We start from the raw sequence: 17,084 nt of genomic DNA on the forward strand, positions 1-17,084 counted from the left end.
TGATAATTACATGAATGTGCTAATTTGATAATTTCACAGACTAGTATACATCATATATAATTATAATGATTCTAATGATTAGGATGAGAAAAGGAGAGATGAGATGATATTTTTCTTTCAATTAGCAGTAATTTTGCTAAGTACAAAGCTTGCGGGTGACTTAAGTGTCAGGCTAGGGCAACCGTCTGTACTTGGAAAACTTATTGTTGGTATTGTGATTGGTCCAGCAGTATTGGGATTAATTGATAATACAGATTTACTGAAGCAATTAAGTGAAGTCGGGGTTATTCTCCTCATGTTTATGGCGGGTTTAGAAACGGATTTAAAGGAACTAAATGAAAATCGCAATTCTTCTTTAGCAGTAGCAGTGGGTGGAATTATTATGCCGTTTCTAGGTGGCTATGTTGCCGGTCTGATTATGGGAATGGAGCAAGCAAATGCAGTCTTTTTGGGCTTACTTCTTTGTGCAACTAGCGTTAGTATCTCTGTGCAAACGCTTCGGGATTTAGGGAAAATGAAAACGCGCGAAAGTACAACAATGCTTGGCGCAGCTGTGTTTGATGATATCCTTGTTGTTATTTTGCTTGCTTTTGCCATGAGTTTCTTAGGTGCAGGTGATGTGAATCTAACAATGATTATTTTGAAAAAGGTTGTCTTCTTCGCAGCTATTATCCTAATCGGATGGAAAGGTGTTCCGATGATTATGCGCTGGCTTTCTCCGCTTCGTGTGTCAGAATCTATTATTAGCGCAGCCCTTATTATTTGTTTCTCCTTCGCTTATTTTGGAGAATTACTAGGAATAGCGGGAATTATCGGAGCGTTTGCGGCAGGGATTGCTATCTCCCAAACAGATTATAAACATGAAGTTGAGAAGAAAGTTGAACCAATTGCCTATGCAATGTTTGTTCCTATTTTCTTTGTAAGTATTGGGATGAATATTACGTTTGCAGGACTTGGAGATAAAGTTTGGTTTATTGTCATTTTAACAGTAATTGCTGTGTTAACGAAATTGATTGGTTGTGGTCTTGGAGCACGTATGACAGGTTTTGATTTACAGTCTTCTACAATCATTGGATCTGGAATGGTTTCACGTGGCGAAGTAGCCTTGATTATTGCAGGACAAGGTTTGGCTTCAGGATTATTAGCGCAAGATTACTTTACAGCGATTGTTATTGTTGTTATTTTGACAACGATGATTACACCGCCGATGTTAAAGAAAACATTTGCGATAAAAGACAAGCAATTGAAAGAGGAAAGAAGTGCAATGTAAGCACTTCTTTTTTTATGTAACAATTTTCAGAAATATATAACAATAACCTTGACGTAGGCTTTATTTTGTTTTACGGTGAGGTTGTAAACTATTTCCATGTTAAGGGGTGAAGATGTGGCAACGATACGCGATGTTGCAAAGTTGGCGGGAGTTTCAGTCGCAACAGTTTCACGAGTATTAAATGAAAAAGGGTATGTACATGAAGATACAGTAAAACAGGTGAAGAAAGCAATTGAGGAGTTGCAATATAGACCAAATGCGGTGGCCAAGGCGCTATTTAAAAAATCTTCTACGATGATTGCCCTGCTTGTACCTGACTTACAAGACCCGGCATCCTTACCATTACTTACAGTTATTGAAGAAGAAGCTTACAAAGAAGGATATCAAATTATTATATGCAATATGAAACATAAGCGTGGTTACATGGATGTATTGGAACAAAATAATATTGCAGGTGTTATTATGACACGTGATGTATATGGAAGCTTGCAAAAAGAAATAGTATCAGTTCCGTTTGTAATTGTAGATTCGGTCGAGGGGTTTTCTTTACATTATTATAATGCAGCGATACAAGCTGTTTCTGTTCTAGAAGAGAAAGGATGTCAGTTTCTTGCCTATATTCATGAAGATACAAATAATGAAGCGATGGAAGAACATTTCACTGGTTTTTTAGACGCGGCTTGGGAGAAGAAGATATCTTACCGAGTTATAGAAACGCATAGGGAAGAGACAGATTCAGAACAAATAGCTGTGGAGGTATTACGAAAATATCCATACATAGATGGTATCATTACTTGTAGCGATATTGTAGGGATTGGCTTTATTCGTGCTGCACAAAAGCTTTGTATCTCCATTCCGAAACATTTACAAGTTATTGGTTTAAATGGAATTGTACAAGGGGAGTGGTCTACGCCAGCTTTAACGACAATTGCCCAGCCGATAACAAGTGTAGGGGCACTTGCTATTCATAAGTTAATTGCAAAAATAAAAAAGGTGGAATATAACCGAGATATAGCTGACTTGGACTTCGTTCTAATAGAGAGAGAATCAACAAAGTAAAAGGTGCGTGAGAACACGCACCTTTTTTTCTATTTTGTTACTCGTAGGGCCGCAGGAGTCTGATTGATGAAATTTTCACTTAATCAAGGGTGCAGTAAGAAGTGTTCTTGTTTAATATCAAGTAACATTGCTGCAAAACGTGTATGCTCTTCAAAATTTGGAGAATGAGCTGAGTTCGGAAACCAAATCATTTTTTTTATAGGTGCGTTAAGAACATCGCAATATTGTTGTACAAGTGCATAAGGCGTTTGATAGTCATAGCGTCCAGAACAAAAATAGACAGGAAATGAAACGCTCGGCACTTGTGAAAAGAAATCAATCGCCAACATTTCTTTCCATAATTCCCCAGATTTTATATTTCCGCTAAAAAATTTAATCCAATCTATCCATGTGTATTCAGGGGATAGAAACCCTTTTTGAATGAAAGAAAAGAATGTCCCATTTTGAATAGCTCCACCAAAGATACCGAGCCATTTCCTTTGGATAAGTAGTCTCCTTTTATCTAGAAATGGAGGTTTTCCAAGCTTTTTTAAAGAAGCAAGTGCACGGGTATGTTCGCGCTGCTTTGCGGATCGAATTAAATGTTCAAAAAGCAGTTCCTCATTTTGCTTCATATGCACAATTTGGCCCACTCCGATATATGCTTCGATGTATTGAGGAGATTGCTGTGCAGCAAATAATCCAATGATGCTGCCCCAAGAGTGCCCAAGAAGAAATAATTTCCTTTTTTGAAACCTTTTTAGAAGATAATCGATTATTTTATGTGTATCTAAAACGTATTGCTCAATTGTTAGCGATTCTTTGAAATCTCGCCATGAAAAGGATTTTCCTGCTCCGCGCTGATCCCAGTTGACAACAATAAAATGTTTCTCAATTTCTGTTTGAAAATGGCGTGCAAAGCCAATTTGAGCCATTCCTGGTCCACCGTGTAAGCATAATAAAAGAGGTTGATTGAGATCTTGCCCACGAATGAGTAACGATTGTTTCCGATTATTTATAAGAACATTTTCAATTGTAGCAATACTATTTGAGATGTGTTTTTTATTTTTATCGTAAAAAGAGGGGGTGCTGCTGCGGATGAACATGAGGACGACCTCCTTTTGATTGCGATATATTGAACAGTGATGTTTTTTTCATCATATACTAAATATACTAATAAGAAATTATTGTATCATAACATAATAACTTTATCCCGCATTAACAAGCAGTAAGTTCCCGGTGATGAAAGTTTCACGTTATCCTATGTTTAATAGAGAGGAGGGAGGAGGTGGAAATTGGTGAAATTATTGATCGTTTAAATAATCATGAATCGATAGCAATTGTTGCGAAACGACTGGAAATGAGTCCATATACACTATCAAAAAAATTACGATTACTCGGATATGGATATGATAATGAGCAGAAAAAAAGGGTATTTATTGGAGAAGGGGAGGAGCCTCGTCATTTACAATTAAAAGAAGCTGTAAGTCTACAGCAGGAAAAAATAGATTATCAGCGCCTCATTTATGAGCAATTGCAACATATTTATGAGTTGTTGCAAAAACGCGAATATGGAATACGTATCACGTCTGTGGAGCAAGAAGAGAAAAAAACGTACATTTTCTCTTTCTAAACAAGTACTAGAACAATTAGATTGTCTTTCTGTTAGAAATGGTGTGCATAAGTCTAAACTTGTAGAAATTGCACTGAAAGAATATTTAGAAAGATATCGTGAAAGATAATAAAAGCGGGATTTCCCGCTTTTATCCTACTATTTGCAGGCAGTAAGATTTAAAAGAAGAACTGCCTGTAGAAGCTTGATTTCTTCCACTCATGAAAATTGTATGTTATAACGGCTAATTTATTTTTTGAACACGCCCTTCAATTTTTGCTTCGATCGGTGAATTTGCCTGCTTCACATAATCTACTAATGCATCTAAATCATTCGGTCCTGTTTCTGTATTTGTTCCATTTTTAAAGGAAACAAAACCGTCTCCACCAGAAGCTAAAAAGGCATTCGCTACGACAGTATATGTTTGCGAGTCAACAAGAGCTTCGCCGTTTGATAAACGTACATCAATTACTTTTTCACCATCTGCTTTGTTAGCGTCCCATTTGTACGTGATACCAGAGATTTGGAGCATACGTGTTTTATCTTTTTGCCATTGCTGATTTAAAATGTCCCGAATATCTTTTCCAGTCAATGTTGATTTTATTAATTGGTTGCCAAAAGGTTGAATGCCATATAGTTCTCCCCATGTAATATCTCCTGCATCTAAATCGTTGCGAATACCGCCAGGATTCATAAGAGCAATTTGTCCGTTCATCGCACTGCGCTGTGCATCTGCAATTAAGTTACCAAGTGTTGACTCTCCAGCAGGTGATTCTTTTCTGTCTAAAGCAGTTGCAGCTTTACCGACAACTTCATTTACAAGTGGAGCGACTTTTTCAGCATACTGCTCGACTTTTTCTTAATTTGTGGATCAGGTTGAATGCCATCGTGAAATGTTGTAACAATCTCAGCCTTTTTCTCTACAATATCTTTTGTTTTCTTATCAATTTTTAAGTCAACGTCTGCGAAAGCTGTACCGTACGAATAAGCTTGTATAAGAAGTTTTCCATTTACAGTTCCATTTACATATGCATGGTTATGGCCGCCAAAAATGACATCGACTTCTGAATCGGTATTTTGAGCTAAACGAACGAGATCACCATCTGTAATTCCTTTATCATCCGTTGTACCAGGATTGTGTGCTAATACAACAATTGCTTTTACACCTAATCGTTTTAATTGTTGTGCAGACTTGTTAATTGCCTCTACTTCATCTGTGAACTTTACGTTTTCAACCATTTTAGGCATAACGATGCTTGGTGTTTCTGTTGTGACGACACCAATAAAGCCGACTGGAACTCCTTGTACCATTTTTACTGTAAATGGCGGTAAAAATAAACGACCAGTTGTTTTGTTGTAAACATTGGCTGCAACGTAAGGGAACTGAGCACCTTTAAAGTTGCCAGTCTTTTCATGATAGCCACCATAAATAAGGCGACGCATTTCGTCTACACCTTCATCAAATTCATGGTTTCCAATTGTTCCAACATCAAAGCCAAGGTCATTGAAAATATCAATTGTTGGTTCATCTTGTAATAAAGCAGAAATTGGTGGACTTGCTCCAACTGCGTCTCCGGCATGAACAAGTAGCGTATTTTTGTTTTGTTTTTCGCGGTCTCGCAAGTATGCAGCTAAGTAATCGACCCCACCGGCTTCCTTATTGTTTATTTTTTTACTGTGTTTAATTGACCGTGGAAGTCATTAATGCCTAGCATTTGAACATCAATGTAACGATTTTCTTGTGTTGGTGTAGAAGTGGGCTGTGCTGCAAATACGCTTGAAAATGTGACTGTACTTAAAACAGCAACTGCCGGTATAATTTTTTTCCACATGTTTTTTGTTTCTCCCCTTTATATAAATCTGACATCATACGACATCATTTTAATAGATTATAAGAAAACAATCTATATAAAATTCTATATTTTAAGAAAATTTATAAAACAAAATCTCTTTATTTTTATATAGAAAATAAATCATTAATTATGGATGATTAACTGTTTTGCATTTTCATGTGGAATTGGAGCTGGGATTCGCGCAACTTAATAGAGATACAGATACAGCTCTTGTGGTTGCTGGTAAATTGCACTTTCTACTATAATAAAGAAAAAGTAAAAGGTGATTTAATTATGGCAAAGAAAAAGCAAAAGCAAGCACAGAAACAAACAGGGATGAAGATGGAAAAAGAAACAGTAACAATTGGAGATCAATTAAACGAAATATTAATGAAGCAGCTGAAGAGTAAACAAAAAGAGCTAAAAGAGCAAGAAGAGCAGAAAAAAGAAATAGAGTTAGAGAGAAAGCGTAAAGAACAGCGTGAGCGCGAAAAAATAAATCATTTGAAGAATTATTAAGTGAAAGTAGTTTGTCATGGAAAGATTTTAAATAAGAAACGAATATGAAGGAGAATAGATGAAGAAAAAATAACGTGCCACACATATATGGCACGTTATTTTTATAATTATTTTATGGAAGTAATAAAATTTTCCCTGTGCTTTTTCTACTTTCTAAATAATGATGTGCTTTTGCTCCTTCGTTTAAGGAAAATGTAGTTGGCTTGGATAACTTGATTTTTCCTTGTTGAATCCATGTGAATAGCTCTTCAGAACGAAGAACACGCTCTTGATGAGAAGTGAGTACATTCCATAGATCACCGCCGGTTAACGTCTTAGATGTATCCATAAGCATGCGCGGGTCTACAGGCGCTGGATCGCCTCCTGCCATTCCGTAAAAAACAACGGTTCCTCCAATACGTGTTGCTTCAAAGCTATCCATCAACGTAGAACCAACAGATTCATATACGACATCTACACCTTTTCCGTTAGTCGCATGCATGACTTTCTGTTTCCAGTCATCCTCATACAAAAAGGTCCAGTCTGCGCCAACTTCTTCGGCAGCTTTTGCTTTTTGCATAGAAGAGGTAAGGGCAATCACTTTACCGCCTAGTAATTTGATAATTTGTACAAGAAGTTGTCCTACACCACCGGCAGCAGCGTGTACGAGTACAATGTCTCCTTCTTTTACTGCATAGCTATCGCGAGTTAAGTAGTGAGCTGTTAAACCTTGCAGTAAAATAGAAGCAGCTGTTTCATATGAAATATGATTAGGAAGTGGAATTGCCTTCTCTATTGGAACTGCTACAAGCTCTGCATTTGCATATGGAACATCTGCAAATGCAATAGAATCTCCTTGCTTTATGGTCGTAATATTATTTCCTACCATTTCTACAATTCCAGCGCCTTCGTAACCTAAAATGTATGGTGGTTGACCAGCAAGGTGATAATTTCCTTTTCTTCTATAAACATCGGCAAAATTTAAACCAATTGCTTTCATTTTTACAAGAATATCATTAGGTCCGATAACAGGATTAGGGATTTCTTTATATTGTAATACTTCTGGTTCTCCAAATGTGTTAAATACAAGAGCTTTCATCTTTTTCCCTCTACTTTGTGTATTTTGTTTTACGCTTACACTGTAAGATAAAAGGATGAAGAAAGCAAGAAATTACTCTTTGAAAAAAGCGAGAAAAGGTTGTTCATATAAAATGAAACAACAATATATAAATCCATTTTAATTTTTTAACATATAAGCCGCTGCTATGTAGAAGAAAACATGACCTGCACTTGCTTTCTCCCTTTGTTTTCACTCTTACATGTGGCAGGAAAAGGCTCTGACCGCTTTTATGCATGGCCAGATGCTCTTACCCACCTAAAAAGAAATAGTTATTTTAAGTCGGTTTTTCAATTTGTACTTATATACTTTCTTCTAGTTTCTTAACATAACAAGATTATGTAAACAAATCGCTTTTTTTGACTTTTTATTTTTTTCTTGTTGAAATGGAGTAAAGGAGGAGTTTTTTATGCATATTCCAACAACAACACTTCATAACGGTGTGAAAATGCCAATGCTAGGCTTAGGAGTATATAAAGCAAAAGAAGGGGAGGAAGTAAAGCGAGCGGTACAGACTGCGCTAGAAATCGGATACCGTGCGATTGATACGGCTACTATTTATGAAAATGAAAGCGGTGTCGGAGAAGCGATTCGTGAATTTGGAGTTGCTCGTGAAGAGCTTTTTATTACAACGAAAGTATGGAACGATGAACAAGGATATGAAACGACGCTTAAAGCATTCGAAACAAGTTTAAAGAAGTTACAGATGGATTACGTGGATTTATATTTAATCCATTGGCCGATACGTGGAAAGTATGTGGATACATATCGCGCTCTTGAAAAATTGTATGAAGAAGGAAAAGTACGTGCGATTGGTGTGTCAAATTTCCATATTCATCATTTAAAACATTTATTAGCGAATTGTCATGTTAAACCAATGGTGAATCAAGTCGAGCTTCATCCAATGTTAGCACAATTTGAACTTCGCAATTTTTGTCAGCAAGAACAAATTCAAATGGAGGCATGGAGTCCGCTTATGCGAGGCGGAGAGGTATTTGAACATCCGGTTATTCAAGAGATTGCTAAAAAATATGGGAAAACACCTGCTCAAGTTATTTTGCGCTGGGATATTCAAAGTGGAATTGTAACAATTCCAAAATCTGTTACACCATCTCGCATTGCAGAGAATTTTCATATTTTCGATTTTTCATTAACGGAAGAAGAAGTGCAGCAAATTGATAAACTAGATTGTAATAAGCGTTCAGGAACAAATCCAGAGAAATACGATACGATGTAAAAAAGCTACCGATTTTTCGGTAGCTTTTTTCATCGATGAGATCCATATGTATCTAATTTCGCAATTGCTTGAATGTGTGTGTATTGTTCGGCTGTCAATGAATTTGTAGTGCCGGCTTTTATGTTCTCGCGTAATTGGTCAATTGAGCTTGCACCTGGAATGAGAGCTGCAATTGTCGGAGTATGTAGGCAATATTGAAGCGCGGTTTCTGTTAGAGAGCGCTCATTTGTTATTTCTTTCACACGAGATACGATGTGTTTTACTTCATCGTAACTGTAAGAGAGATAGTCTTTTTCTATCACTTTAGCTAATTTCTGTGCATTGTTACTAGTTAATAAGCCTTTTGCGAGTGGACCGCGGGCAATGACGCTAATATTGTGTTCTTGCAAGAATGGGAACCATTCTTCTGGGCGGCGATTTAATATGTTATATTCCATTAAAACACTTACGATATTAGAACGCTCTGCATATTGGCGAATAACATTAGGACGGATGGAAGAAATCCCGTAATGACGAATGATTCCTTCTTGTTTTAGTTCTTCAAATGTTTCAATGACTTCGTCAATATTATCTTCAATTGTTCCGCCATGTAGCTGATATAAATCGATATAATCCGTTTTTAATCGGCGCAGGCTTTCTTTACTTCCTCTTTTATATATGCCTTAGAAGGGTCCCAAGTCCAACCGTTTTTTCTTCTGTCCAGCGGTTCCCAACTTTTGTAGCAAGTACAACTTGCTCTCGTTTTCCTTGTAACGCTTTTCCGATAAATTCTTCATTTAATCCATAATTGTATAAATCGGCTGTATCTAAAAAATTAATACCTAAATCTAACGCTTCATGAATGATTTGAATGGCTTCTGTTTCATTTGTTCCAAGTGACATACATCCAAGTCCAATTTCACTTACATATAAATCTGAATTTCCTAATTTACGTGTTTTCATCATTACCCTCCTTACTTTTATTGTACGAAAGCGTAAGGAGTTTCACAAACACTTTACCTTTGTGTATTTGTAATCCAGTCATGAACAGTTTTATAACGTTGTTCATATTGTTTTAGCATATGACGAATTTCCCAGGCTTTTCCGACTAACGTTACTCGATTTGGTAAAATATACACTTTCATTTTCGTTTCGCTCCTTTCAATGTGATAGAATGTATGAAGAAAGACTAGGAAATAGAACAGGGAGATGAAGTCTTATGAGTAATCTTGAAGAAAGAACGATTGCGACTGAGCCTATTTTTGATGGAAGAGTAATTAAAGTTCGTGTTGATGAAGTAGTATTGCCAAATGGTGAGACGAGTAAACGTGAAATTGTGAAGCATCCTGGTGCGGTAGCGATTATCGCAATTACAGATGACGAGAAAATTGTGTTAGTTGAACAGTATCGCAAAGCGATGGAAAAAGCGCTTGTAGAAATTCCTGCTGGAAAGTTAGAGCAGGGAGAACAACCTGAAGCAACAGCAATTCGTGAATTAGAGGAAGAAACAGGGTACATATGTGATAACATGAAGCTCATCACGTCATTCTACACATCACCAGGGTTTGCAGATGAAATTGTATATGTATATGAAGCGACTGGTTTGAAGAAGAAGGAAGACAAAGCAGATCTTGATGAGGATGAGTTTGTTGAGTTAATGGAAGTATCATTAGAAGAAGCGCTGCAATTAATAAAAGAGCAACGTATTCATGATGCAAAGACAATGTTTGCAATTCAATATTTACAATTGAAAAAATAAACACTCGCTTTATGCGAGTGTTTATTTTTGTGAAATTTGAAGATGACTAGCTGTAGCGCCTCTTTTTTATCCCGCTATTCGCGGGCAGTAAGACCCCCACCTCAAGATTCAGAGAGAAGCAAAGAAGATAGGTGGGGGATAACTGCTGGCATGCGCCCGATTGGTTCAACTAACCTTTTGTGAGGAAAAACGTCTCACAAAAGGAAGTTTCACTTTATTGTATTTTTGCATATACACATGTATCACGTAAACTACCATCGGGAGCAAGGAAGTCATTTTCTAGCGTACCTTCTAGAATAAACTCTAGGCGTTCTGCTACTAATCGTGCATTTGTATTATTGGCATCACAGCGAATTTCAAGTCGCTTCGCTCTGAGTTTATCGAACGCGAATTGAATGGCTCCTTTTAATGCTTCTGTCATATACCCTTGTTTTGTGTAAGAGCTATGAAGCCAGAAGCTAATAGAAAACTTTGGAATATCCCAGTTTTCTGGGTGAAGTGTGAGTGCGCCGATGAATGTACCTGTTGTTTTATCATATAGATGAAACGGTAATGTTTCTCGAAGTAAAAATTTCCCATGGGCGGCTCTAACTGCTGCTTCTGCCGTTTCTTCAGTTTCATGTGTAATAGACATCCATGGCTGTAGATCCTCTAAAGAAGTTTGAATTGCTTCATAAACTTCTGCACCATCGCCAGGGAACGGTTTACGTACCTGCAGGCGCTCGGTCTGAAATAATGTTGGAAAATCTAATAATAGTTGTTTCAAAAGAAATCCCTCCTATTCTCTACCTTTAAGTTTAGCAAAGTGGCGTGGAATTTCAATGCTAATTCGTCATACTTTTTTCTTTCTATCATACATTCTAGTAAGAGGAAGAACGGGGGGACGTAATATGCTAAGGAAATCGTCTTGGCAAGATCGTGTAACATATCATGTACAGGAACACGCCTCATTATATGTATTTGTAGCTGTCCTTTTATTAATGGGGGTTATTTTTGGGGCAATCCTTGTGAATAGTTTACAAATAAGTCAAAAACAAGATTTGTATTTTTATTTAAGTCGTTTTTTTGGACAAGTTTCCAAAGGGCAATTTGCAAATGCAGGTGAGATGTTTCGCGAAAGCTACTTATCGCAACTGAAATATATTGGTTTTATTTGGATTTTAGGTATTTCCATTATTGGTTTGCCTCTTATTTTTATTTTATTATTTTTAAAAGGAGTGGTTGTTGGATTTACAGTAGGTTTCTTAGTAAGTCAACTTGGTTGGAACGGCTTATTATTAGCATTTGTGGCTGTACTTCCACAAAATTTAATTATTATCCCAACATTTCTTATTATGACGACGATCGCCGCTAGCTTTTCCTTGCGCATGATTCGTCATCAATTTATTCGAAAAGTAAATGAGCCTCTATTACCACTTTTTATCCGCTATACTTGCTTTTTTCTTATTATCGGTGCAGCGCTAGCGATTGCTTCAGGGATTGAAGCTTATGCATCGCCAAATTTTATGAAACAAGTCATGGAGACTATTAACAAAAAATAATTATACTTTGATAATTATTATCAAGTAATTTTGATTATTTTTCTTTTGACAGTTTCCTTCTTCTGATATAATGGGGTAAGAGTGGCGAGGGAGGGAGTAGTACCGAATGGAAGAAAGAATTGATCGAATTAAAAAGCAATTGCATGCAGCGAGTTATAAGTTAACACCGCAACGTGAAGCTACGGTTCGCGTACTGCTAGAAAATGAAGAAGACCATTTAAGCGCGGAAGATGTTTACCTCCTTGTAAAAGAAAAGTCGCCAGAGATCGGACTTGCAACCGTCTATCGGACTTTGGAATTATTATCCGAGTTAAAGATTGTCGACAAGATTAATTTCGGTGACGGTGTTTCGCGCTATGACCTAAGACAAGAAGGTGCATCACGTTTTCATCATCATTTAATTTGTACAGAATGTGGTGCAGTAGAAGAAATTCAAGAAGATTTACTTTGTGAAGTAGAAAAAAGAGTAGAAAATGAGTGGCGCTTTAAAGTCAAAGACCATCGTTTAACGTTCCATGGTATTTGTGAGAAGTGTCAAGAAAAATTAACAGAAGAAAGTTAACCTTTTCCTATTTAGTTAGGAAAAGGTTTTTTTTTGCAAATGGGTAAGACTCCCCGCCTTAAGATTTTAGAGAGAGAAGTGCGGGAGTTTTCATAATTAGGTATAAATGATGAAAAGCTTGGCATATGTTGTAATAACATAAATTTTGGAGGAATTCACAATGCGCCGAGCAATTAAAGTTCTTTTTGATGGTATGAAAGTATTTTTATTGTTTATTAGTTGTACCATTTTGTTTTATTTCGCTATACTATGGATAAATGAAGAATATGAAAGTTATCATCGTTATGAAAAGCCTAAAGAAGAAACGGTAGAAAAAGTATCTGGAACAGAGGAGCCTGCGAAAGATGCTTTCGTCAACAGAATGATTTTTTTCTATGAAAATGGGGAGTAGAGAAGATTGGAAGATCAATTACAAGACTTTATTCATTATATGGTTGTTGAAAAAGGATTAGCTCAAAATACAGTTGTATCATATGAGCGTGATCTAAAAAGTTATACGAAGTATTTACAAAAAGTAGAACAAATTACATCTTTTCATGATGTAGCGCGCATGCATATTGTGAACTTTTTACATCATCTAAAAGATAATGGGAAATCTTCGAAAACGATGGCACGTCACATTGCATCTGTACGGTCGTTTCATCAATTTTTATTGCGTGAACGTGTTGTGGAACATGACCCGTCTGTACATATTGAAACACCTCAAGGTGAGCGGAAATTACCGAAAGTGTTATCGATTAATGAGGTAGAAGCACTATTGCAAATACCGAAAAGAACGAGTGCATTTGGGATTCGTGATAAGGCTATGTTAGAGTTATTATATGCAACAGGGTTACGTGTTTCTGAATTAATTGAATTAAACTTACCAGATGTACATTTAACAATGGGCTTTGTTCGTTGCGTCGGAAAGGGAAATAAAGAGAGAATTATCCCTCTCGGTAGTTTAGCGACAGAAGCGATTCAGTATTATATTGAAAAAGGAAGACCGGAACTCTTAGGAAAGAAAATGGCCGAAGCACTCTTTTTAAATCATCATGGAAACCGTTTATCTCGCCAAGGGTTTTGGAAGATTTTAAAAAGGCTTGCACAAGAAGCAAATATTCAAAAAGAACTTACACCGCATACATTGCGTCATTCCTTTGCAACGCACTTATTAGAGAATGGAGCAGATTTAAGGGCGGTACAAGAAATGCTTGGCCATGCCGATATTTCGACAACACAAATTTATACACATGTTTCAAAAGCTAGATTAAAAGATGTATATAAACAGTTTCATCCAAGGGCATGAGTGTTCATGCCCTTTTACTTATTATAAAGTGAAACTTCCATCAGTGGGGGCACCCCCACTGATAGTTAGTTGAACCAATAGGGCACATGCCAGCAGTTATTCCCCACCTATCTTCCTCGCTTCTCTTTTAATTTTGAAGTGGGGGTTTTACTGCTCCAAAATAGCGGGATAAAATGAAAGCACTTCACAAAAACTTCACAAACATTTCGTACATTGTTTTCAGCAGAAGGCTAGAATATGAACGTATATTTCCTCTATACTAAGATAGGAAGAAGGAGGAAGTTATGATGAAAAAACTTGTAATTACATTATTTATCACAATGCTAGCGTTAGCTGGTTGTAATACGAAATCAGACGAGACAACGAAAAAGAATAAGTCGCTTGAAGAAGTAAAGGTAGAAATAAAAACGAACCCTGAAACATTAAAGCCGAATGAAAAAGCAGAAGTACAAGCAACTGTTACACAAGGGAAAGAAAAAGTAACAGATGCAGATGTAAAGTTTGAAATTTGGAAAGATGGCGAAGAGAAAAAGAGATGCTAGACGCGAAGAATAAAGGTAACGGTGTTTATGCAATCGATAAAACATTCCCATCTGATGGTGTTTATCATATTATCGCACATACAAATGCACGTGATATGCATGTGATGCCAGAAGTGAAAGTGGCTGTTGGAAATGCAAAAGTTGAGGATACAAAAAAAGAAACAGATGGTCATCATGACGATCATGCTCATGGTGATACAATGATTCATCTGATGGCAGATGGTGTGAAAGCAAATACAGAATCTACAATGAACGTACATGTAAAACAAAAGAAGAAGCATTAACTGGTGCGGAAGTTCAACTTGAAATTTGGAAAGACGGTGCAGAAAAGCATGAGTTTATTCCAGCAAAAGAAGGTAACAAAGGCGAGTATACAAGTACTTATACATTTAAAGAAGCAGGAACATATAAAGTGAAGGTTCATGTGCGAAAAGGTGATCTTCATGATCATAAAGAAGAAACAGTTGAAGTGAAATAAAGTGAAACTTCCATCAGTGGTGGTCTTACTGCCCGCGAATAGCGGGATAAAAACAGCTCTTTTAAAGAGCTGTTTTTTTTATTTGTATGTTGAGAAACATATATCGGTTTCATTAGCGCTTCTAGGTAGAATGTATTACAATGAAAATGTGAAAAAAAACGAAATGTGATAAAAATTTCTTAAAAAGAAAGCGTGAACATGTTATGATAGCAGCATGAGATGTCTGACATCTGACTTAGGAGAAAAGGGAAGTTTTTACATCGATTTGAACATACTACATAAGTAGCATATATAGGAGGTACAGCTGTGAATAAATATAAACGTATTTTTCTTATCGTAATGGACTCCGTAGGAATTGGAGAAGCACCAGATGCTGAGAAATATGGCGATAAAGGTTCTGATACACTTGGCCATATTGCAGAGCATATGAACGGATTACAAATGCCACACATGATGAAATTAGGTCTTGGTAACATCCGTGAAATGAAAGGGATTGCAAAAGCAGAGAAGCCACTTGCATATTATACAAAAATGCAAGAAAAATCTATGGGAAAAGATACAATGACAGGTCATTGGGAAATTATGGGTTTGTACATTGATACACCGTTTCAAGTATTCCCAGAAGGGTTCCCGAAAGAATTACTTGATGAGTTAGAAGCGAAAACAGGACGTAAAATTATTGGGAATAAACCAGCTTCTGGAACGGGAATTTTGGATGAACTTGGACAGGAACATATGGAAACCGGTGCATTAATTGTGTACACGTCTGCTGATAGCGTATTGCAAATTGCTGCTCATGAAGAAGTTGTACCGCTTGAAGAACTATATAACATTTGTAAAATTGCACGTGAGTTAACACTTGATGAAAAATATATGGTAGGTCGTGTGATTGCTCGTCCATTCGTTGGAGAGCCAGGAAACTTCACACGTACGCCAAACCGTCATGATTACGCACTAAAACCATTTGGTCGTACGGTAATGAATGAATTAAAAGATAGTGACTATGATGTTATCGCAATTGGTAAAATCTCTGATATTTATGATGGAGAAGGTGTAACGCAATCTCTTCGTACAAAATCTAACATGGATGGTATGGATAAGCTTGCAGATACAGCGAGTATGGACTTTACAGGTTTAAGCTTTGTAAATCTTGTTGACTTTGATGCACTATTCGGTCATCGTCGTGATCCTCAGGGTTATGGAGATGCACTGCAAGAATATGATGCACGTCTTCCTGAAGTACTTGAGAAGTTAAAAGAAGACGACTTGTTAATTATTACAGCTGACCATGGTAATGATCCAATTCACCACGGTACAGACCATACGCGTGAATATGTACCATTATTAGCATATAGTCCAAGCATGAAAGATGGCGGAAAAGAATTACCGCTTCGTCAAACATTTTCTGATATCGGTGCCACAGTTGCAGAAAACTTCGGTGTAACAATGCCGAAATACGGAAAAAGCTTTTTGAACGAGTTAGATAAATAAGGAGGAACATCAAATGAATCGCGAGTTAATTTCAAAATCTGCTTCATATTTAAAAGGAAAGTTTCAAGAAACACCAACAGTAGGGTTAATCCTGGGTTCAGGTCTAGGTGTATTAGCTGATGAAATCGAAAATGCAGTAGCTGTACCGTACAGTGAAATTCCTGAGTTTCCTGTATCTACTGTAGAAGGTCATGCTGGTCAACTTGTATTTGGTACACTTCAAGGTGTTACAGTTGTAGCAATGCAAGGTCGTTTCCATTATTATGAAGGATACGATATGCAAAAAGTAACATTCCCAGTTCGTGTTATGAAAGAATTAGGGGTAGAAGCAGTTATCGTTACAAACGCAGCTGGTGGTGTAAATACATCATTTGAGCCAGGCGATTTAATGTTAATTTCAGATCACATTAACTTTATGGGACATAATCCATTAATCGGACCAAATGATTCTGAGATGGGTGTACGTTTCCCTGATATGTCTGAAGCATACAGTAAAGACCTTCGTAAAATGGCAAAACAAGTTGCTGTTGATTTAAATATTAAAGTACAAGAAGGCGTATATGTCGCGATGACAGGTCCTGTATATGAGACACCTGCAGAAATTCGTATGATTCGTACAATTGGCGGTGATGCAGTCGGAATGTCAACTGTTCCAGAAGTTATTGTCGCTGGTCATGCCGGTATGAAAGTACTTGGTATTTCTTGTATTTCAAATATGGCAGCTGGAATTTTAGATCAGCCGCTTCATCATGATGAAGTAATTGAAACAACAGAGCGTGTAAAAGCAAACTTCTTAGCACTTGTAAAAGCAATTGTAAAACAAATGAAGGGGTGAAGTTC

The 17,084-nt window shown here is 36.9% G+C and carries 14 protein-coding genes and 5 pseudogenes; 13 read left to right on the top strand and 6 right to left on the bottom strand.

All coding sequences use genetic code 11. The features are described from left to right. The first annotated feature begins 103 nt into the window (after positions 1-103). Both ACEWFJ_RS08090 and ACEWFJ_RS08095 read left to right on the top strand, forming a co-directional pair. Positions 104-1,270, top strand: coding sequence for a cation:proton antiporter (locus ACEWFJ_RS08090; protein ID WP_473691471.1), 1,167 nt, complete (start codon positions 104-106; stop codon positions 1,268-1,270). A 114-nt stretch (positions 1,271-1,384) separates the two neighbouring features. Then, the gene (locus tag ACEWFJ_RS08095; protein ID WP_473691474.1) at positions 1,385-2,329 is read left to right on the top strand and encodes a LacI family DNA-binding transcriptional regulator; all 945 of its coding nucleotides are present in this window, start codon (positions 1,385-1,387) and stop codon (positions 2,327-2,329) included. 83 nt (positions 2,330-2,412) lie between these two features. Here the strand turns inward: ACEWFJ_RS08095 and ACEWFJ_RS08100 are convergent, their stop codons facing one another. Further along, positions 2,413-3,414, bottom strand: coding sequence for an alpha/beta fold hydrolase (locus ACEWFJ_RS08100; protein ID WP_473691476.1), 1,002 nt, complete (start codon positions 3,412-3,414; stop codon positions 2,413-2,415). A gap of 182 nt (positions 3,415-3,596) precedes the next feature. Here ACEWFJ_RS08100 and ACEWFJ_RS08105 point away from each other — a divergent pair. Further along, positions 3,597-4,050 (top strand): annotated as a pseudogene (locus tag ACEWFJ_RS08105) (ribbon-helix-helix domain-containing protein). Between the two features lie 114 nt (positions 4,051-4,164). On the opposite strand, the pseudogene ACEWFJ_RS08110 reads toward ACEWFJ_RS08105, so the two are convergent. Beyond that, positions 4,165-5,752, bottom strand: a pseudogene (locus tag ACEWFJ_RS08110) (bifunctional metallophosphatase/5'-nucleotidase). A 294-nt stretch (positions 5,753-6,046) separates the two neighbouring features. On the opposite strand from ACEWFJ_RS08110, the pseudogene ACEWFJ_RS08115 reads away from it, so the two are divergent. Beyond that, a pseudogene (locus ACEWFJ_RS08115) lies at positions 6,047-6,306 on the top strand (DUF3886 domain-containing protein). A 77-nt stretch (positions 6,307-6,383) separates the two neighbouring features. Here the strand turns inward: ACEWFJ_RS08115 and ACEWFJ_RS08120 are convergent. Then, on the bottom strand, positions 6,384-7,349 hold the full coding sequence (locus ACEWFJ_RS08120) for a quinone oxidoreductase family protein (RefSeq protein ID WP_473691478.1): 966 nt from the start codon (positions 7,347-7,349) through the stop codon (positions 6,384-6,386). Positions 7,350-7,776: 427 nt separating this feature from the next. Between ACEWFJ_RS08120 and ACEWFJ_RS08125 the strand changes: the two genes are divergently transcribed. Next, positions 7,777-8,604, top strand: coding sequence for an aldo/keto reductase (locus ACEWFJ_RS08125; protein WP_473691480.1), 828 nt, complete (start codon positions 7,777-7,779; stop codon positions 8,602-8,604). A gap of 29 nt (positions 8,605-8,633) precedes the next feature. Here ACEWFJ_RS08125 and ACEWFJ_RS08130 read toward each other — a convergent pair. After that, positions 8,634-9,546 (bottom strand): annotated as a pseudogene (locus ACEWFJ_RS08130) (aldo/keto reductase). A 53-nt stretch (positions 9,547-9,599) separates the two neighbouring features. After that, complete coding sequence (gene mciZ, locus ACEWFJ_RS08135) at positions 9,600-9,728, bottom strand: Z-ring formation inhibitor MciZ (RefSeq protein WP_230573253.1); 129 nt, start codon at positions 9,726-9,728, stop codon at positions 9,600-9,602. A gap of 74 nt (positions 9,729-9,802) precedes the next feature. Between mciZ and ACEWFJ_RS08140 the strand changes: the two genes are divergently transcribed. Further along, positions 9,803-10,342: an NUDIX hydrolase gene (locus tag ACEWFJ_RS08140; RefSeq protein ID WP_098310670.1), complete on the top strand. Its 540-nt coding sequence runs from the start codon at positions 9,803-9,805 to the stop codon at positions 10,340-10,342. A 214-nt stretch (positions 10,343-10,556) separates the two neighbouring features. Here the strand turns inward: ACEWFJ_RS08140 and ACEWFJ_RS08145 are convergent, their stop codons facing one another. Further along, on the bottom strand, positions 10,557-11,108 hold the full coding sequence (locus ACEWFJ_RS08145; protein WP_429719297.1) for a GNAT family N-acetyltransferase: 552 nt from the start codon (positions 11,106-11,108) through the stop codon (positions 10,557-10,559). Between the two features lie 124 nt (positions 11,109-11,232). Here ACEWFJ_RS08145 and spoIIM point away from each other — a divergent pair, with 124 nt between their 5' ends. The 7 genes and pseudogenes from spoIIM (at position 11,233) to ACEWFJ_RS08180 (ending at position 17,079) form a co-directional block, all read left to right on the top strand. Then, a complete protein-coding gene (gene spoIIM / locus ACEWFJ_RS08150; protein ID WP_098310672.1) occupies positions 11,233-11,883 on the top strand; it encodes a stage II sporulation protein M in 651 nt (216 codons plus the stop codon). 106 nt (positions 11,884-11,989) lie between these two features. Then, complete coding sequence (fur, locus tag ACEWFJ_RS08155; RefSeq protein ID WP_098310673.1) at positions 11,990-12,445, top strand: ferric iron uptake transcriptional regulator; 456 nt, start codon at positions 11,990-11,992, stop codon at positions 12,443-12,445. Between the two features lie 160 nt (positions 12,446-12,605). Further along, the gene (locus ACEWFJ_RS08160) at positions 12,606-12,836 is read left to right on the top strand and encodes a YqzK family protein (RefSeq protein WP_098310674.1); all 231 of its coding nucleotides are present in this window, start codon (positions 12,606-12,608) and stop codon (positions 12,834-12,836) included. Positions 12,837-12,842: 6 nt separating this feature from the next. Next, positions 12,843-13,733 carry a site-specific tyrosine recombinase XerD gene (gene xerD, locus ACEWFJ_RS08165; RefSeq protein WP_429719296.1) on the top strand — a complete coding sequence of 297 codons (891 nt, stop codon included), beginning with the start codon at positions 12,843-12,845 and terminating at the stop codon, positions 13,731-13,733. A 284-nt stretch (positions 13,734-14,017) separates the two neighbouring features. Then, positions 14,018-14,753: pseudogene (locus ACEWFJ_RS08170) on the top strand (FixH family protein). Between the two features lie 306 nt (positions 14,754-15,059). Beyond that, entirely contained in the window at positions 15,060-16,244 is a 1,185-nt protein-coding gene (deoB, locus tag ACEWFJ_RS08175; protein WP_473691484.1) for a phosphopentomutase, read from the top strand. 13 nt (positions 16,245-16,257) lie between these two features. After that, the gene (locus tag ACEWFJ_RS08180) at positions 16,258-17,079 is read left to right on the top strand and encodes a purine-nucleoside phosphorylase (RefSeq protein ID WP_473691485.1); all 822 of its coding nucleotides are present in this window, start codon (positions 16,258-16,260) and stop codon (positions 17,077-17,079) included. The last annotated feature ends 5 nt before the right edge of the window (positions 17,080-17,084 follow it).

The organism is Bacillus sp. EA-CB0995 (assembly GCF_055814245.1).